Raw genomic sequence first — 13,925 nt, 5'->3', positions numbered from 1 at the left:
TTCGATAGTAATCTGACAGCGGCCGCGCACGAGGCAATGAACTCGCACGCGCCGGGTAATGCAAGCGTTGAAGCGAACGTGGCTGCGAATGTGGCTGCAAACATGGCTGCAAACGCAGTGCGAACTTCGCTACGCCGGAAAAACAAGCGGCGACGCTCACGCGCCGCCGCTATGTCCCGCGTTAAGCCGCAGCCGAAGCACGCCGCCGGTTGACGACCTGGTTGTCCTTACCCTGGACCAGCGGCGTCAGCCTGACGTCGAACTGAATCGACTTGTATGCATCGCCCTTCAGACCCAGCGCTTCACCACCAGTCTTCTCGACAACAGGCGGAATCAGTTCTTCACGCGTCGCGTAGGCGAAGTCGTCCCAGATCAGCGGATCGCCTTCGATGTTGAACTGCGTCGTCAGCTTGCGGTGCTTGTCGTCGGTGACGAAGATGTGCACGTGAGCGGGGCGGTTACCGTGACGGCCGAGCCCGTTCAGCAACTGCTGGGTGGCGCCATGCGGCGGGCAGCCGTAACCGACCGGCATCAGCGTACGGAATTCGTATTTGCCGTCGGCGCCGGTTTTCACCGCGCCACGCAGATTGAACTCGCTCTGCGCGCCCGTCGGGTCGAAGTGCGAATAGAAGCCCTTCGAATTCGCGTGCCAGCATTCGACGACCGCACCCGCAACCGGCTTGCCGTCCGGACCCGTGACCGTGCCGTGAATCACGAGCGGGCCGGCGTCCTCGTCGGGGTTGATGTCGAGCTTCGACATGCCATCGCGCACCGGCGCGCCCGCGACATAGAGCGGGCCTTCGATGGTGCGCGGCGTGCCGCCGTCGAGACCGTCCTGTTTGTCGGCGGCATCCATACGGATGTCGAGATACTTCTCGAGGCCGAGGCCCGCGGCGAGCAGCGCCGCTTCGCCATCCTGACCGAGTTTGTTCAGGTAGTTGACGCCGGCCCAGACTTCGTCGGGCGTGATGTCGAGATCGTCGACGGCCTTGAACAGATCGCCGAGCAGACGATGAATGATCTGTTGAAAACGTACATTGCCGTTGCTGCCGTCGATATTCGATGCGGCCTTCAACAGGTCCTGCGCTTCCTTGCTCTGGAATACTTTGACGTTCATGATGACAGTCTCCATGTGTATCAGGGGAAATGGCTCAGTGCGGGTCCGCGCCCGGAGGAGCGGCCTGCTCCGCTGGCTCAGGCGTCGCCGTCGCGAATCGACGACGGGTGACGGCACAGCGGCGTCACCGAAATTTTCATGTACGGAAATAGCGGCAAGCCGGTCAGAATGTCGTGCAGCTCGGCATTGCTCTCTACATCGAAAATGCTGTAGTTCGCGTACTCGCCGGCAAGACGCCAGATATGGCGCCACTTGCCGCTGCGCTGCAGGTCCTGCGAATAGGCCTTTTCGCGCGCCTTGATTTCATTGGCGACATCGGCCGGCATGTCGGCCGGAATATTCACATCCATTCGTACGTGGTAAAGCATGGTCGGCACCCTATCGGTGGTTGTCGGGGTTATCGAGTGACTTTCCGCAGCCCGTCGCGGGTGAAACGCCTGAGCTTCGCTTCGTCCAGTTCGATGCCCAGACCCGGGCCATTCGGCACGGTCAACTCGAAGTCGCTGTAATCCAGCGGTGTGGTCAGAATTTCTTCGGTAATCAGCAGCGGCCCGAACAGTTCGGTGCCCCACTGCAGGTTCGCAAAGCTCGCGAACAGATGCGCCGAGGCGATCGTGCTGAACGCGCCTTCCAGCATCGTGCCGCCGTACAGTTCGATACCGGCGGCGTCGGCAATCGCGGCGACGCGCTGCGCGGCGAACAGACCGCCGCTCTGCTCGATCTTGATCGCGAACACGTCGGCCGCACCGCTCTTCGCGATCTCGAATGCGCTTTCCGGGCCTTGCAGGATTTCGTCGGCCATCAGCGCGACCGGGAAACGGCGCATCAGGCGCGCCAGCGCCACGACGGACGCAACCGGCTGCTCCACCAGTTCGCAGCCGGCATCGGCCAGCGCGGGAATCGCCCATGCCGCCTGCGTCGAGCTCCAGGCCATGTTGACGTCGACACGCACCGCGGCGCGCTCGCCCACCGCCTTCTTGATGTCGGCAACGTGCTTGATGTCGGTCTTGAGTTCTTTCGCGCCGATCTTCAGCTTGAAGATCCGATGGCGGCGAATGTCGAGCATATGCTCGGCCTCGGCGATATCTTTCGCGGTATCGCCCGAAGCGAGCGTCCATGCGACCGGCAAGCGCTCGCGGCGGCGGCCGCCGAGCAGTTCGCTGACCGGCACGCCGAGGCGTTTGCCGTGTGCATCGAGCAGCGCGGTTTCGAGCGCGCTCTTCGAGAAGTGATTGACCTTGACCAGCTTGCCGAGATGCGCCATCAACGCCTGGATGCGCGTCGCGTCCTGGCCGAGCATGGCCGGTGCGAAGTAGGTGTCGATGGCGAGCTTCATCGCTTCCGGGCTTTCCGGGCCGTAGGCCATGCCGGCGATCGTGGTGCCTTCGCCGATGCCGACGATGCCGTCGCTGCAATAGACCTTCACGAGCATCAGCGTTTGGCCGTGCATCGTGGCAACCGAGAGCTTGTGAGGGCGAATCGTCGGCAAATCGACGAGGCAGGTTTCGATACGTTCGATCGTCGGAGTGGTCATGGCGGAGGCTGCTTCAGTGCGGTCACAGTGTGTGTTTTATACACGCGGCGTACTGAGAGCGTCCAATACTGTTCCAGTCGTTTTTCATACCTTGAAAGCATGGTATGGGCCGGAACGCCTGCTACTCTGGGGTTTCGAGATCGATCATATATTTCGGGTATCGAGATCCGGACGACTTTTCGCAGCCGTTCCAGTGGCTTCCCCCCTTCTCCGACAGGCTGAGTGCGGGTCGTCGAATCCATACCGCTCGCCACGAACAACAAAGGGTTACAGGCATGAAGCGCTGTAACCCTTGGTGGTTTTCCGAAGCAAAGTGCCGCAAGGCATCACGGCTTCATGTCGGACTCGCGTCGATTCGCGTACTTGCCGACCTCGCCGGAACGCTTCGTCCCGACGAGGTCATGGGCCCGCTCAGGCGAGATCGAACCGGTCGAGGTTCATCACCTTGACCCATGCGGCGACAAAGTCGCGAAGGAACTTCTGCTGCCCGTCTCCGCTTGCATAGACTTCGGAGAGAGAGCGCAACACGGAGTTCGAACCGAACACCAGATCGACGCGCGAACCGGTCCACTTCACCTGACCGGTCTTGCGATCACGTCCCTCGAACGCATCCCGCTCCTCGGAGAGCGGCTTCCACTCCGTGTTCATATCGAGCAGGTTGCGGAAGAAGTCGTTGCTCAGCGTTTCGGGACGATCGGTGAAGACGCCCTGCGCATGCTTGCCGGCATTGACGTTCAGCACGCGCAGACCGCCGACCAGTGCCGTCATTTCCGGCGCGCTCAGCGTCAGCAGTTGCGCCTTGTCGATCAGCAACGCTTCGGCCGGCAACGCGAACTTGCCCTTCAGGTAGTTGCGGAAACCATCGGCAACCGGTTCGAGCATGCCGACCGATTCCACGTCGGTCTGCTCCTGCGAGGCATCCATGCGGCCCGGCGAGAACGGCACGTCGACACTCTGGCCAGCCTTCTGTGCCGCCTGCTCGATACCGACGCCGCCCGCCAGCACGATCAGGTCCGCGAGCGAGACCTTCTTGCCGCCCGCTGCGCTGCCGTTGAACTCGCTCTGGATGCCTTCGAGCACCTTCAGCACCTTCGCCAGTTCCGCGGGCTGGTTGGCGTCCCAGTCCTTTTGCGGTGCAAGACGGATACGCGCACCGTTGGCGCCGCCGCGCATATCCGAGCCGCGGAAGGTCGAAGCCGAGGCCCACGCGGTCGACACCAGTTGCGCGACGCTAAGTCCCGATGCCTGGATTTTCTGCTTGAGCGCGGCAATGTCCTGCGCGTCGACGAGCGGATGATTCACGGCCGGAATCGGGTCTTGCCAGAGCAGTTCTTCGGCCGGCACTTCCGGGCCGAGGTAGCGCGAGCGCGGACCCATGTCGCGGTGCGTCAGCTTGAACCATGCACGCGCGAACGCATCGGCGAACGCATCCGGATTCGCCATGAAGTGGCGCGAGATTTTTTCGTAGGCCGGATCGAAGCGCAGCGAGAGATCGGTCGTGAGCATCGTCGGCAGCAGCTTTTTCGACGCGTCATAGGCATGCGGAATGGTTTCGCCCGCGTTCTTCGCGACCCATTGATGCGCGCCGGCCGGGCTCTTCGTCAGTTCCCATTCGTAGCCGAACAGGTTTTCGAAGAAGCCCATGCCCCACTTCGTCGGCGTGGTAGTCCACGTCACTTCGAGACCGCTCGTGATCGCGTCGCGGCCACTGCCGGTGCCGAAGCTGTTGCGCCAGCCGAGCCCCTGGTTCTCGAGGTCGGCCGCTTCGGGTTCAGGGCCGACGTTGCTGGCCGGACCAGCGCCGTGCGTCTTGCCGAACGTGTGGCCGCCGGCGATCAGCGCAACGGTTTCCTCGTCGTTCATCGCCATGCGCCCGAACGTATCGCGAATGTCGAAAGCCGCCGCGAGCGGATCGGGATTGCCATCCGGCCCTTCGGGGTTCACGTAGATGAGACCCATCTGCACCGCGCCGAGCGGATTCTCGAGATTGCGGCCTGCCTCGGCGCTCTGTGTCTGCGGGTCGGCAGCCGCACCCTTGCCATAGCGCAGATCGCCACCGAGCCAGGTCGTTTCCGCGCCCCAATAGACGTCGTGGTCCGGCTCCCACGTGTCCTCGCGACCGCCGGCGAAACCGAAAGTCTTGAAGCCCATGGTTTCGAGCGCGACGTTGCCGGTGAGGATCAGCAGATCGGCCCAGGAAATCTTCTGGCCATATTTTTGCTTGATCGGCCACAGCAGACGACGGGCCTTGTCGAGGCTGACGTTATCGGGCCAGCTGTTGAGCGGCGCGAACCGCTGCTGACCGCGGCCGCCACCTCCACGGCCATCGCCGGTGCGGTACGTGCCGGCGCTATGCCATGCCATACGGATAAACAGCGGCCCATAGTGACCAAAGTCGGCCGGCCACCACTCCTGCGAGTCGGTCATCAGCGCCGCGAGATCCTTCTTGACGGCAGCCAGATCGAGACTCTTGAATGCTTCAGCGTAGTTGAAGTCCTTGTCCAGCGGATTGGACTTGGTGGAATGTTGGCTGAGCAGGTCCAGTCGCAACTGCTTCGGCCACCAGTCGCGGTTGGTCGTGCCACTCCCGGCAGTATGCTTGAATGGGCATTTTGCTTCGCTTGACATGCGTTATCTCCTTCAACCGTGTTCAATGATTACCTACCCGGCCTCGGCCAAACTCCGGGTACCTTAGACATAATATTGGCTTCGGGTCGGCAACGGAAATTGACTTATTCGATTCGGGCGAGAGAAAAAAACTAACGCCGTATAGTTCGCTGCGCTGCCGTCGATCACACCTCGACATCATGCGCAGGCGTTGACTCTACGCGCAATTGGTCGATCGTGTTGCGAATACGTCGAGAGGCAGCAATCGGGCGCGGCTTTCCATGCGCAATCCCGGACCAGTATAGGAAAGAGATTACTGCGCACGAGCGACAGCGATGTGTCAGGTTCGCAGCCGAGGCATTCAATTCAAATAGCCCGTACGCATAGAGCTCGATGGAAGTGCTTCGTGGACATCAGCCGTAGACGGTTAATTCACGTCCGGTTTTCATACGTGATGATTGGCGACAAAGACGGGCGACAAAAAATGTTGCAGACGCAAAATTTTTGCCAATGTCCGTTGCATAGCCGCGTTGCGGTTTGTGCTCGATCGACATCGCGTGCTTATTTATCGAGACAGGAAGATATGTAATGATCGCCGCCGCCAGATCAACACGGCATGCCCGATACGTTGCACAAGCGGACGTTTCGGCGACGCCACGGCGCACTACGCTTTCATTGGATCGATATGACCCACTTTCTGTTAGACATCCTTGTCAATCTCGCCCTGCTTGCCGGCGTGTCGCTCGCGTGCGGCCTGTACAACCGGCTCGGCGCCGGCGCCACGCTGAGTGGTCCGCGCGTGTTCGCCGCACTCGCCGCGATCGCACTTGTCCTCGATATCGTGCTGACCTTCGTCGTGTTCGCCGATGCGCAGAGCCGCTACGGGCAATTTTCACGAACGGCAACATTTTTCCAGCGCTCGGGCGCCTATGTGCTGGCGATCATGGTCGCGTTCGCATGGCACTACGTGGCACGCCGCCGACGCTCGACGAAGCTCGACGCCTGCAAGACGATCGTGATCTCCACGTCGCCGTATTCGGAATCGCGTCTGCGCATCTGAGCCGACGCGCAGGCCCCACGCACGCCGAGCGCCCTCGCCACGAGCAGGAACGGTCCTTGCGCATGCGGGCGCGGTCGGCTATAACTCCCGAGGACCGGGTTTCGCCGGTCGCGCCCGTCGCCTAAGCATTTGCCGCTGTATTGCACCAGCGCCGTTCAATCAGTTCATGGCAACTTATCCAACGAGGTACATCTTGGATCTTGAAACCGTACGTGTCTTCATCATGACCCGAGGCATCGACCTCGGCACCAAGGTCGTCGGGGCAATCGTCCTGTGGATCGTCGGCCGCTGGATCATCGGCCTCATCACCGGGCTGCTGCGCAAGCTGGTCGTGCGCAACGGCCGTGTCGATCCCACTCTCGCTCACTATCTCAGCTCGATTGTCGGCGCCTTGCTGAACCTGCTGCTCGTTCTTGCGATCCTGCAGATCTTCGGCGTACAGACCACTTCGTTCGCGGCCTTGCTCGCCGGTCTCGGTCTCGCGATCGGCACGGCATGGGGCGGTCTGCTCGCGCACTTCGCGGCCGGCATATTCATGCAGGTGCTGCGGCCGTTCAAGGTCGGCGATTTCGTCACCGCGGCCGGCGTCACCGGCACGGTCACGGAACTGGGTCTGTTCGGCACCACGATCGTGACGCCCGACAACGTCACGACGATCGTCGGCAACAACAAGATCTTCTCCGACACGATCTCGAACTACAGCGTATTGCCGGTGCGCCGGGTCGAGCTGACGGCGAAGATCGCCAATGGCGTCGACCCGGCCGATGCGATGGCGCGCCTCAAAGCGGCCGTGACGAAAATTCCCAATGTCGTCGAGAGCCCCGCGCCGGATATCGAGGTATTGAGCTTCACGCCGGAAGGGCCTTTGCTGTGCGTGCGCCCTTATACGTCGAACCAGAACTACTGGCAGGTCTATTTCGACACGAATCGCGCGATCATAGAGACCTTCAAGGAAGCCGGTTATCCGACGCCGGAAACGCCGCTGGCGCCGCGCGCAGTCACACGCGATTGATCGGAAAAGGCGACGGGCGCGCAGACAGGAAATACGGCTTCAGTACAGCAGGCACCATGAAAAAGGGGTCGCTAAACTAGCGACCCCTTTTTCATGCTCTGATTCATGCCCCGATTTTCATGCCCCGATCCGTACCCCAAAACGGGCCGGCACTATCACCCGATACCGGTATGCGGATATCGCCTCACCTCAGCGGTTACTCGCATTCGCGCCATTCTTGCGCAGCATCTTCCACAGGCCGCCGAGCACGACCGGCACGATCGCCGCGCCGATACCGACGAGCACGATCACGTTCAGATACTGACGGATGAACGGGATGTTGCCGAAGAAGTAGCCGAGCAGCACGAGCAGCAGCACCCACGACAGCGCACCGATGACGTTGAAGAACTGGAACCGGCTCCACGTCATCGTCGAGGCGCCCGCGACGAACGGCGCGAAGGTCCGCACGACCGGGATGAAGCGTGCGAGCACGATGGTCTTGCCGCCGTGCTTCTCGTAGAAGTTGTGCGTCTTCTGCAGCGCGGCGCGATCGAGAAAGCGCTCGAGCACCGGAATATGCGAATTGAACACGCGCGGCCCGATGGCGCGCCCGATCAGATAGTTGGTGGTATTGCCGGTGACCGCCGCGATCAGCAGCAGCAGGATCAGCGCGCCGAGGTTCATCTGCCCGGTCGCGCAGAAAGCGCCGCCGATGAACAGCAGCGAATCGCCCGGCAGAAACGGCAGAACGACGAGCCCGGTTTCGGCGAACACGATCAGGAACAGCACCGCATAGACCCAGGCGCCGTACACGTGAATGAAGTCCCCGAGAAACTTGTCGATGTGCAGGACAAGGTTGACGAAATGTAGCAACGTATCCAAGGAACGTCCTTTATCGAGCGAATATGAGCGTGGAAAAACGGCCGCCGCGCGGCCTGCGGAGAGAGCCGGCATGCAGTATCGCAAACCGTTGCGAATTGACCGCGACATGATACATAAAGTGCCTCGGCGCGATTAAAAATCTGCCGCACCGGGCCGTACGATCGGCACGCATGAGGCATGCCCGCGAGCCCCTGGCGCCGAGTCGCTATAATTTCGCCATGTCAGAATTTTCCGAAACGCCTGCCGGCGCCCCCGCCGCGGCCGCGCACCCCGACACGTCCGGCACCGCGCCCGCGCCGCGTCCGTTGCGCGCGATCCAGCCCCTGCCCGATCAACTGATCAGCCAGATCGCCGCCGGCGAAGTGGTCGAACGGCCGGCCTCGGTGGTCAAGGAACTGCTCGAAAATGCGCTCGACGCGGGCGCGCAAACGCTGCGCATCCTGTTCGACGAAGGCGGCGTCAAACGCATTTCGATTACCGACGACGGCTGCGGCATCCCCGAAAACGAACTCGCGCTCGCCCTGACGCGCCACGCGACCAGCAAGATCCGCTCGCTCGCCGAACTCGAAGCGGTCGCGACGCTCGGGTTCCGCGGCGAAGCGCTGGCGTCGATCGCATCGGTCGCGCAAATGAGCATCACGAGCCGCACGGCCGACGCGCCGCACGCGGTACGCATCGACGCGGAAACCGGCGTGCTGAGTCCCGCGGCCGGCACGCAAGGCACGACGATCGAAGTCCGCGAGCTGTACTTCAACACGCCCGCGCGCCGCAAATTCCTGAAAAGCGAACAGACCGAACTCGGCCATTGCCTCGAACAGATTCGCCGCGCCGCGCTCGCGCGTCCCGACGTCGCGATTTCGGTGCTGCATAACGGCAAGGCCGTCGAGCACTGGAACGCGAGCGAGCCGCCCGTGCGCGTCGCGAAGATTCTCGGCGACACGTTCGCGACCGCCCATCTGCCGCTCGACGAAGCCGCCGGTCCGCTCGCGATCTACGGCTGCGCCGGTCTGCCGACCGCGAGCCGCGGCCGCGCCGATCAGCAGTATTTCTTCGTCAACGGCCGCTTCGTGCGCGACAAGCTGCTCACCCACGCGGTGCGCGCCGCTTATGAAGACGTGCTGCACGGCGAGCGCTTTCCGTCCTACGTGCTGTTCCTCGATCTGCCGCCCGAAGGCGTCGACGTGAACGTGCATCCGTCGAAGATCGAAGTGCGTTTCCGCGATTCGCGCTCGATCCACCAGTTCGTGTTCCACGCGGTGCAGCGCGCGCTTGCGCGGCACGCGGGCGCGTCGCCGGAAACGACGGCGGGCGGACATGCGGCACACCTGGAGCCGACAGCGGGTGAGCCGGCTTCGTTTGGGGCGACGCCGTTGGGCGGTGCAAGTGGTGCAAGTAGCGCAGGCGGTGCCGGCAGCGCGGGCGGCGGCTTCGGCTCGGGTGCCGGTATGTCAGGCGGCGCTTCGGGAGCCGGTTTCGGCACCGGCGCCCGCACCGGCTCCGGCGGATTCGGCGGCTCGCAGCCCGGCAACACCTGGATGCGCCAGGCGCGCATGACGCAAGGCACGCTACCGGTCGCGCAACCGCTCGCGGGCTACGACGCGCTGTTCGGCCGCAAGGACCCGCTTGCCGGGCGGGTCGAAGGGGCCTCGCTGTTCGAGGCGCGCGATTCGGCCGCCGAAACGACCGCGCCCTACGGCACGACGGCACCCGCCGCGCCGTTTTCCGCCGCACCGTTCGGCGCAAGCACGTTCGACGCCGCCGACGACCAGCCGCTCGGCTTCGCGCTCGGCCAGGTTCACGGCATCTATGTGCTCGCGCAGAATCGCCACGGGCTCGTGATCGTCGACATGCACGCCGCGCACGAACGCATCCTCTACGAGCAGTTCAAGAACGCGCTCGCCGATCGCGCAATTGCCGTGCAGCCGCTGCTGATCCCGCAGACGATGCAGGCCGACCCGGTCGAAATCGGCACGGTCGAGGAAGAGCGCGACACGCTCGACGCGCTCGGCTTCGACCTCGCGGTGCTCTCGCCGACCACGCTCGCGATCCGCGCGGTGCCCGCGCTGCTGAAAGACGCCGATCTGCAGGCGCTCGCGCGCGCGGTACTGTCCGACCTGCACGCGTTCGGTGGCTCGCGCGTGCTGACCGAGCGCCAGCACGAACTGCTCGGCACGCTCGCCTGCCATCACGCGGTACGCGCGAACCGGCGTCTGACGCTCGACGAAATGAATGCGCTGTTGCGCCAGATGGAAGCAACCGAACGCGCCGACCAATGCAACCACGGGCGGCCGACCTGGTATCAGCTGACGCTCGCCGATCTCGATCGGCTGTTCATGCGCGGGCAATAACGCGCTGCGTTGAATGAAACCGTTGCGACGCGCGCCCGCTTGCCCATGACGTCACACCCTGCTCCGATCCCCTGCCTGCTCGGCCCGACCGCGTCCGGCAAGACCGCCGCCGCGCTCGCGCTGGCCGCGCGGCGGCCGGTCGAGATCATCAGCGTCGATTCGGCGCTCGTCTATCGCGAGATGGACATCGGCACCGCCAAGCCGACGGCGGAAGAACGCGCGGTCGCGCCGCATCATCTGATCGATATCGTCGATCCGGCCGACTCGTATTCGGCCGCGCAATTTCGCGCCGACACGCTGCGGCTCGTCGGCGAGATTCATGCGCGCGGCCGGCTACCGCTGCTGGTCGGCGGCACGATGCTGTACTACAAGGCGCTCACGCAGGGGCTCAACGATTTGCCTGCCGCCGATGCCGACGTGCGCGCAGCACTCGACGCCGACGCCGCGCGCGACGGCTGGCCCGCGCTGCACGCGCGGCTCGCCGCGGTCGATCCGGTCACGGCCGCGCGCCTCGCGCCGAACGATTCGCAGCGCATCCAGCGCGCGCTCGAAGTGTTCATGCTGACCGGCCAGCCGATGGCGACGCTGCTTGCTGCGCCCGCGCGCATCGACGCTGCCGCGTCGGCCTGGCGCTTCGTGCCGATCGCGCTGGAGCCCTCCGAGCGCGGCGTACTGCACCAGCGTATCGAGCAGCGCTTCGACGCGATGCTTGCGCACGGTTTCGTCGATGAAGTCGCGAAGCTGCGCGCGCGCGGCGATCTGCTGCCCGAGATGCCGTCGATGCGTTGTGTCGGCTATCGGCAGGTGTGGGAATACCTCGACGGCGCGGTCGATTACCCAACCATGCGCGACAAGGGAGTCTTCGCGACGCGTCAGCTATGCAAGCGCCAGCTTACGTGGCTGCGCAGCATGACGGAGCGAAAGGTGGTGGATTGCTGCGATCCGCACGCAACGGCGCGGGTGGTGGAGTTGATCGAGGCACTGGCCTGAACAGCCGGGAGAGAAGGAAAACGCGAATCTGAAGAATCCGGAACCGGCTCTTCGAAGTTCAAACAAATAGTTCAAGCACATTCGAACCGACCTGAACGACCTTGAACCACCGCGGCCCGCGCGACGCCCTGAGGAAGCCGCGCGAACCGCTCAAACCTTAAACCCTTAGACCACCACCGTCTGCGCTTCGCCGGCCGCGCTTGCGCGAACCGTGCCGATCTTCCAGACCTGCTCGCCCGCCGCGGACAGCGAACCGATCGCCGCCTCGGCATCCGCCGCCGCCACGATCACCGCCATGCCGATACCGCAGTTGAACACACGGTGCATTTCCGCATCGGCGACACCGCCGTGCTTCTGCAGCCACGAGAACAGCGGCGGCAGCGGCCATGCGCGCTGATCGAGCTCGGCCGTCAGACCGTCGCGCAGCACGCGCGGAATGTTCTCGACGAGGCCACCGCCCGTAATGTGCGCCATGCCCTTGACCTCGATCTGCTGCATCAGCGCGAGCAGCGGCTTCACGTAGATGCGCGTCGGCGCCATCAGCGCGTCGGCCAGCGTGCGGCCGTCGAACTCTGCGTTCAGATCGGGATTGGCGCGCTCGATGATCTTGCGCACCAGCGAGAAACCGTTCGAATGAATGCCGCTCGACGCGAGACCGAGCACCACGTCGCCCGGAGCGATCTTGCTGCCGTCGATGATCTTGCTCTTTTCCACCGCGCCGACCGCGAAACCGGCCAGGTCGTATTCGCCGTCCGGGTACATGCCCGGCATTTCCGCCGTTTCGCCGCCGATCAGCGCGCAGCCCGACAGTTCGCAACCGTGCGCGATGCCTTTGACGACGGTGGCCGCCGTGCCGACCTCGAGCTTGCCGCAGGCGAAGTAGTCGAGGAAGAACAGCGGCTCGGCGCCCTGCACGAGGATGTCGTTGACGCTCATCGCGACGAGGTCCTGACCGACCGTGTCGTGGCGGTTCAGCTGGAACGCGAGGCGCAGCTTGGTACCGACGCCGTCGGTGCCGGACACGAGCACCGGCTCCTTGTACTTCTTCGGCACTTCGAACAGCGCGCCGAATCCGCCGATGCCGCCCAGCACGCCGTCGCGCAGAGTCTTCCTGGCAAAGGGCTTGATGGCGTCGACGAGGGCGTCGCCCGCATCGATGTCCACGCCGGCGTCGCGATACGACAAACCTTGGGCCGAATCGGTTGAAGACGGGGTGGATTTCGGTTGATTCATGGGGAAGAGCTCGAAGGTCGGTAAAATGCGATTTTACCCGATGCCGGCCGCCTGGCTGGAATTCGCGCGTTCGACCGAGCCGGAAACGAGTTTGCCCTACGACACTCCGATTCCCGTGCCGCTACCACGCGCGATTCCATCCGCCGCGTTCGCGCGACGCGCGGCCCGGCAGCCCGGCGAGCACGCCCTGCAACCACTGAGCGCTGATTGACCCGCTTGATTGATCGGCTTGCTTGACGCTTCAGGCCCCGAGGTTCGGGCCCGGTGCGGCCCGAGCCTTATTTTCGGCATTAATTCGGCATTAACCTACTGTGCTTCGTCAACTGACGCTCGATCTCGGCACCCCGCCGCCATCGACATTCGACAATTTTTTCGCCGGCGTGAACGCCGAGCTGGTCACGCGTCTGCGCGAGCTCGACAACGCGCTCGCCGCCGGGCCGGTCGCCGATCGCACCTTCTACGTCTGGGGCGAAGCCGGCAGCGGCCGCACGCATCTGCTGCAGGCGCTCGTGCACGAAGCGCCGCCGGGCCATGCGCGCTTCGCCGGCCCGCAGAGCAGCCTCGCCGCGTTCGGCTTCGATCCGCGCGTCGCGCTCTATGCGATCGACGACTGCGATGCGCTGTCGGCCGCGCAGCAGATCGCCGTGTTCAACCTCTTCAACGAAGTACGCGCGCACCCGACCAGTGCGCTGGTCGCCGCGGGCAACGCGCCACCGATCGGCATGACCGTGCGCGAGGATCTGCGCACGCGGCTCGGCTGGGGTCTCGTGTTTCATCTCGCGCCGCTGCCCGACGACGCCAAGGCCGCGGTGCTCAAACGCGCGGCGCGCGAGCGCGGCATCATGCTCGCCGACGACGTGCCGGCCTACCTGCTCACGCATTTTCGCCGCGACATGCCGAGCCTGATGGCGCTGCTCGACGCGCTCGACCGCTTCTCGCTCGAACAGAAGCGCGCGGTCACGCTGCCGCTGTTGCGCACGATGCTCGCATCGCCCGGCGCGGACGAGCGGCGCGGCGGTTCCACGGGCTCCATTACCGGCCCGGCCGCAGGGGGGGCATCCGCTGCGCCAGCCTCATCCGCATCCGGCCCGGCCGCCGCGCACGAAGGCCCGGGCACCGGCGCGTCCCTGGCCGACCCGGCAGGTTCATACGCCGTCTCTCCC

11 protein-coding genes and 1 pseudogene are annotated in these 13,925 nt (G+C 64.2%); 5 read left to right on the top strand and 7 right to left on the bottom strand.

The features are described 5' to 3' along the window. Positions 1–181 precede the first annotated feature (181 nt). The 5 genes from catA to F3J19_RS00520 form a co-directional block, all read right to left on the bottom strand. Positions 182–1,117 carry a catechol 1,2-dioxygenase gene (gene catA, locus F3J19_RS00540; RefSeq protein WP_167036086.1) on the bottom strand — a complete coding sequence of 312 codons (936 nt, stop codon included), beginning with the start codon at positions 1,115–1,117 and terminating at the stop codon, positions 182–184. Between the two features lie 77 nt (positions 1,118–1,194). Then, a complete protein-coding gene (gene catC / locus F3J19_RS00535) occupies positions 1,195–1,485 on the bottom strand; it encodes a muconolactone Delta-isomerase (protein WP_167036084.1) in 291 nt (96 codons plus the stop codon). Between the two features lie 29 nt (positions 1,486–1,514). Further along, positions 1,515–2,651, bottom strand: a complete 1,137-nt coding sequence (locus F3J19_RS00530; protein WP_167036082.1) for a muconate/chloromuconate family cycloisomerase — start codon at positions 2,649–2,651, stop codon at positions 1,515–1,517. Positions 2,652–3,062: 411 nt separating this feature from the next. Next, positions 3,063–5,279, bottom strand: a complete 2,217-nt coding sequence (gene katG, locus F3J19_RS00525) for a catalase/peroxidase HPI (RefSeq protein WP_167036080.1) — start codon at positions 5,277–5,279, stop codon at positions 3,063–3,065. A gap of 392 nt (positions 5,280–5,671) precedes the next feature. Next, positions 5,672–5,923: a hypothetical protein gene (locus F3J19_RS00520; protein WP_167036078.1), complete on the bottom strand. Its 252-nt coding sequence runs from the start codon at positions 5,921–5,923 to the stop codon at positions 5,672–5,674. A gap of 20 nt (positions 5,924–5,943) precedes the next feature. Between F3J19_RS00520 and F3J19_RS00515 the strand changes: the two genes are divergently transcribed. Next, positions 5,944–6,318, top strand: coding sequence for a hypothetical protein (locus F3J19_RS00515; RefSeq protein WP_167036075.1), 375 nt, complete (start codon positions 5,944–5,946; stop codon positions 6,316–6,318). 193 nt (positions 6,319–6,511) lie between these two features. Continuing rightward, positions 6,512–7,330: a mechanosensitive ion channel family protein gene (locus F3J19_RS00510; RefSeq protein ID WP_167036072.1), complete on the top strand. Its 819-nt coding sequence runs from the start codon at positions 6,512–6,514 to the stop codon at positions 7,328–7,330. A gap of 189 nt (positions 7,331–7,519) precedes the next feature. Here the strand turns inward: F3J19_RS00510 and F3J19_RS00505 are convergent, their stop codons facing one another. Next, the gene (locus tag F3J19_RS00505; RefSeq protein WP_167036069.1) at positions 7,520–8,191 is read right to left on the bottom strand and encodes a VTT domain-containing protein; all 672 of its coding nucleotides are present in this window, start codon (positions 8,189–8,191) and stop codon (positions 7,520–7,522) included. A 218-nt stretch (positions 8,192–8,409) separates the two neighbouring features. Here F3J19_RS00505 and mutL point away from each other — a divergent pair, with 218 nt between their 5' ends. Both mutL and miaA read left to right on the top strand, forming a co-directional pair. Further along, complete coding sequence (gene mutL, locus F3J19_RS00500; RefSeq protein WP_167036066.1) at positions 8,410–10,539, top strand: DNA mismatch repair endonuclease MutL; 2,130 nt, start codon at positions 8,410–8,412, stop codon at positions 10,537–10,539. A 45-nt stretch (positions 10,540–10,584) separates the two neighbouring features. Then, positions 10,585–11,529 (top strand): tRNA (adenosine(37)-N6)-dimethylallyltransferase MiaA, encoded by a 945-nt coding sequence (miaA, locus tag F3J19_RS00495; RefSeq protein ID WP_167036061.1) that lies wholly within the window; start codon positions 10,585–10,587, stop codon positions 11,527–11,529. A gap of 165 nt (positions 11,530–11,694) precedes the next feature. Here the strand turns inward: miaA and purM are convergent, their stop codons facing one another. Next, positions 11,695–12,762, bottom strand: coding sequence for a phosphoribosylformylglycinamidine cyclo-ligase (purM, locus tag F3J19_RS00490; RefSeq protein ID WP_167036058.1), 1,068 nt, complete (start codon positions 12,760–12,762; stop codon positions 11,695–11,697). A gap of 311 nt (positions 12,763–13,073) precedes the next feature. On the opposite strand from purM, the pseudogene hda reads away from it, so the two are divergent. After that, positions 13,074–13,757, top strand: a pseudogene (gene hda, locus F3J19_RS00485) (DnaA regulatory inactivator Hda); the annotation flags it as partial. Positions 13,758–13,925 lie beyond the last annotated feature (168 nt).

It is taken from the genome of Burkholderia sp. Ax-1724 (genome assembly GCF_011752995.1).
Classification (GTDB): Bacteria; Pseudomonadota; Gammaproteobacteria; order Burkholderiales; family Burkholderiaceae; genus Paraburkholderia.
Note: the sequence above shows the minus strand (reverse complement) of the source record. Positions and strands in the feature narration are given on the sequence as shown.

Coding starts and splice junctions, on each gene's coding strand:
- catA (WP_167036086.1), bottom strand. CDS start 1,117: ATGAACGTCAAAGTATTCCAGAGCAAGGAAGCGCAGGACCTGTTGAAG.
- F3J19_RS00530 (WP_167036082.1), bottom strand. CDS start 2,651: ATGACCACTCCGACGATCGAACGTATCGAAACCTGCCTCGTCGATTTG.
- katG (WP_167036080.1), bottom strand. CDS start 5,279: ATGTCAAGCGAAGCAAAATGCCCATTCAAGCATACTGCCGGGAGTGGC.
- purM (WP_167036058.1), bottom strand. CDS start 12,762: ATGAATCAACCGAAATCCACCCCGTCTTCAACCGATTCGGCCCAAGGT.
- catC (WP_167036084.1), bottom strand. CDS start 1,485: ATGCTTTACCACGTACGAATGGATGTGAATATTCCGGCCGACATGCCG.
- miaA (WP_167036061.1), top strand. CDS start 10,585: ATGACGTCACACCCTGCTCCGATCCCCTGCCTGCTCGGCCCGACCGCG.
- F3J19_RS00515 (WP_167036075.1), top strand. CDS start 5,944: ATGACCCACTTTCTGTTAGACATCCTTGTCAATCTCGCCCTGCTTGCC.
- mutL (WP_167036066.1), top strand. CDS start 8,410: ATGTCAGAATTTTCCGAAACGCCTGCCGGCGCCCCCGCCGCGGCCGCG.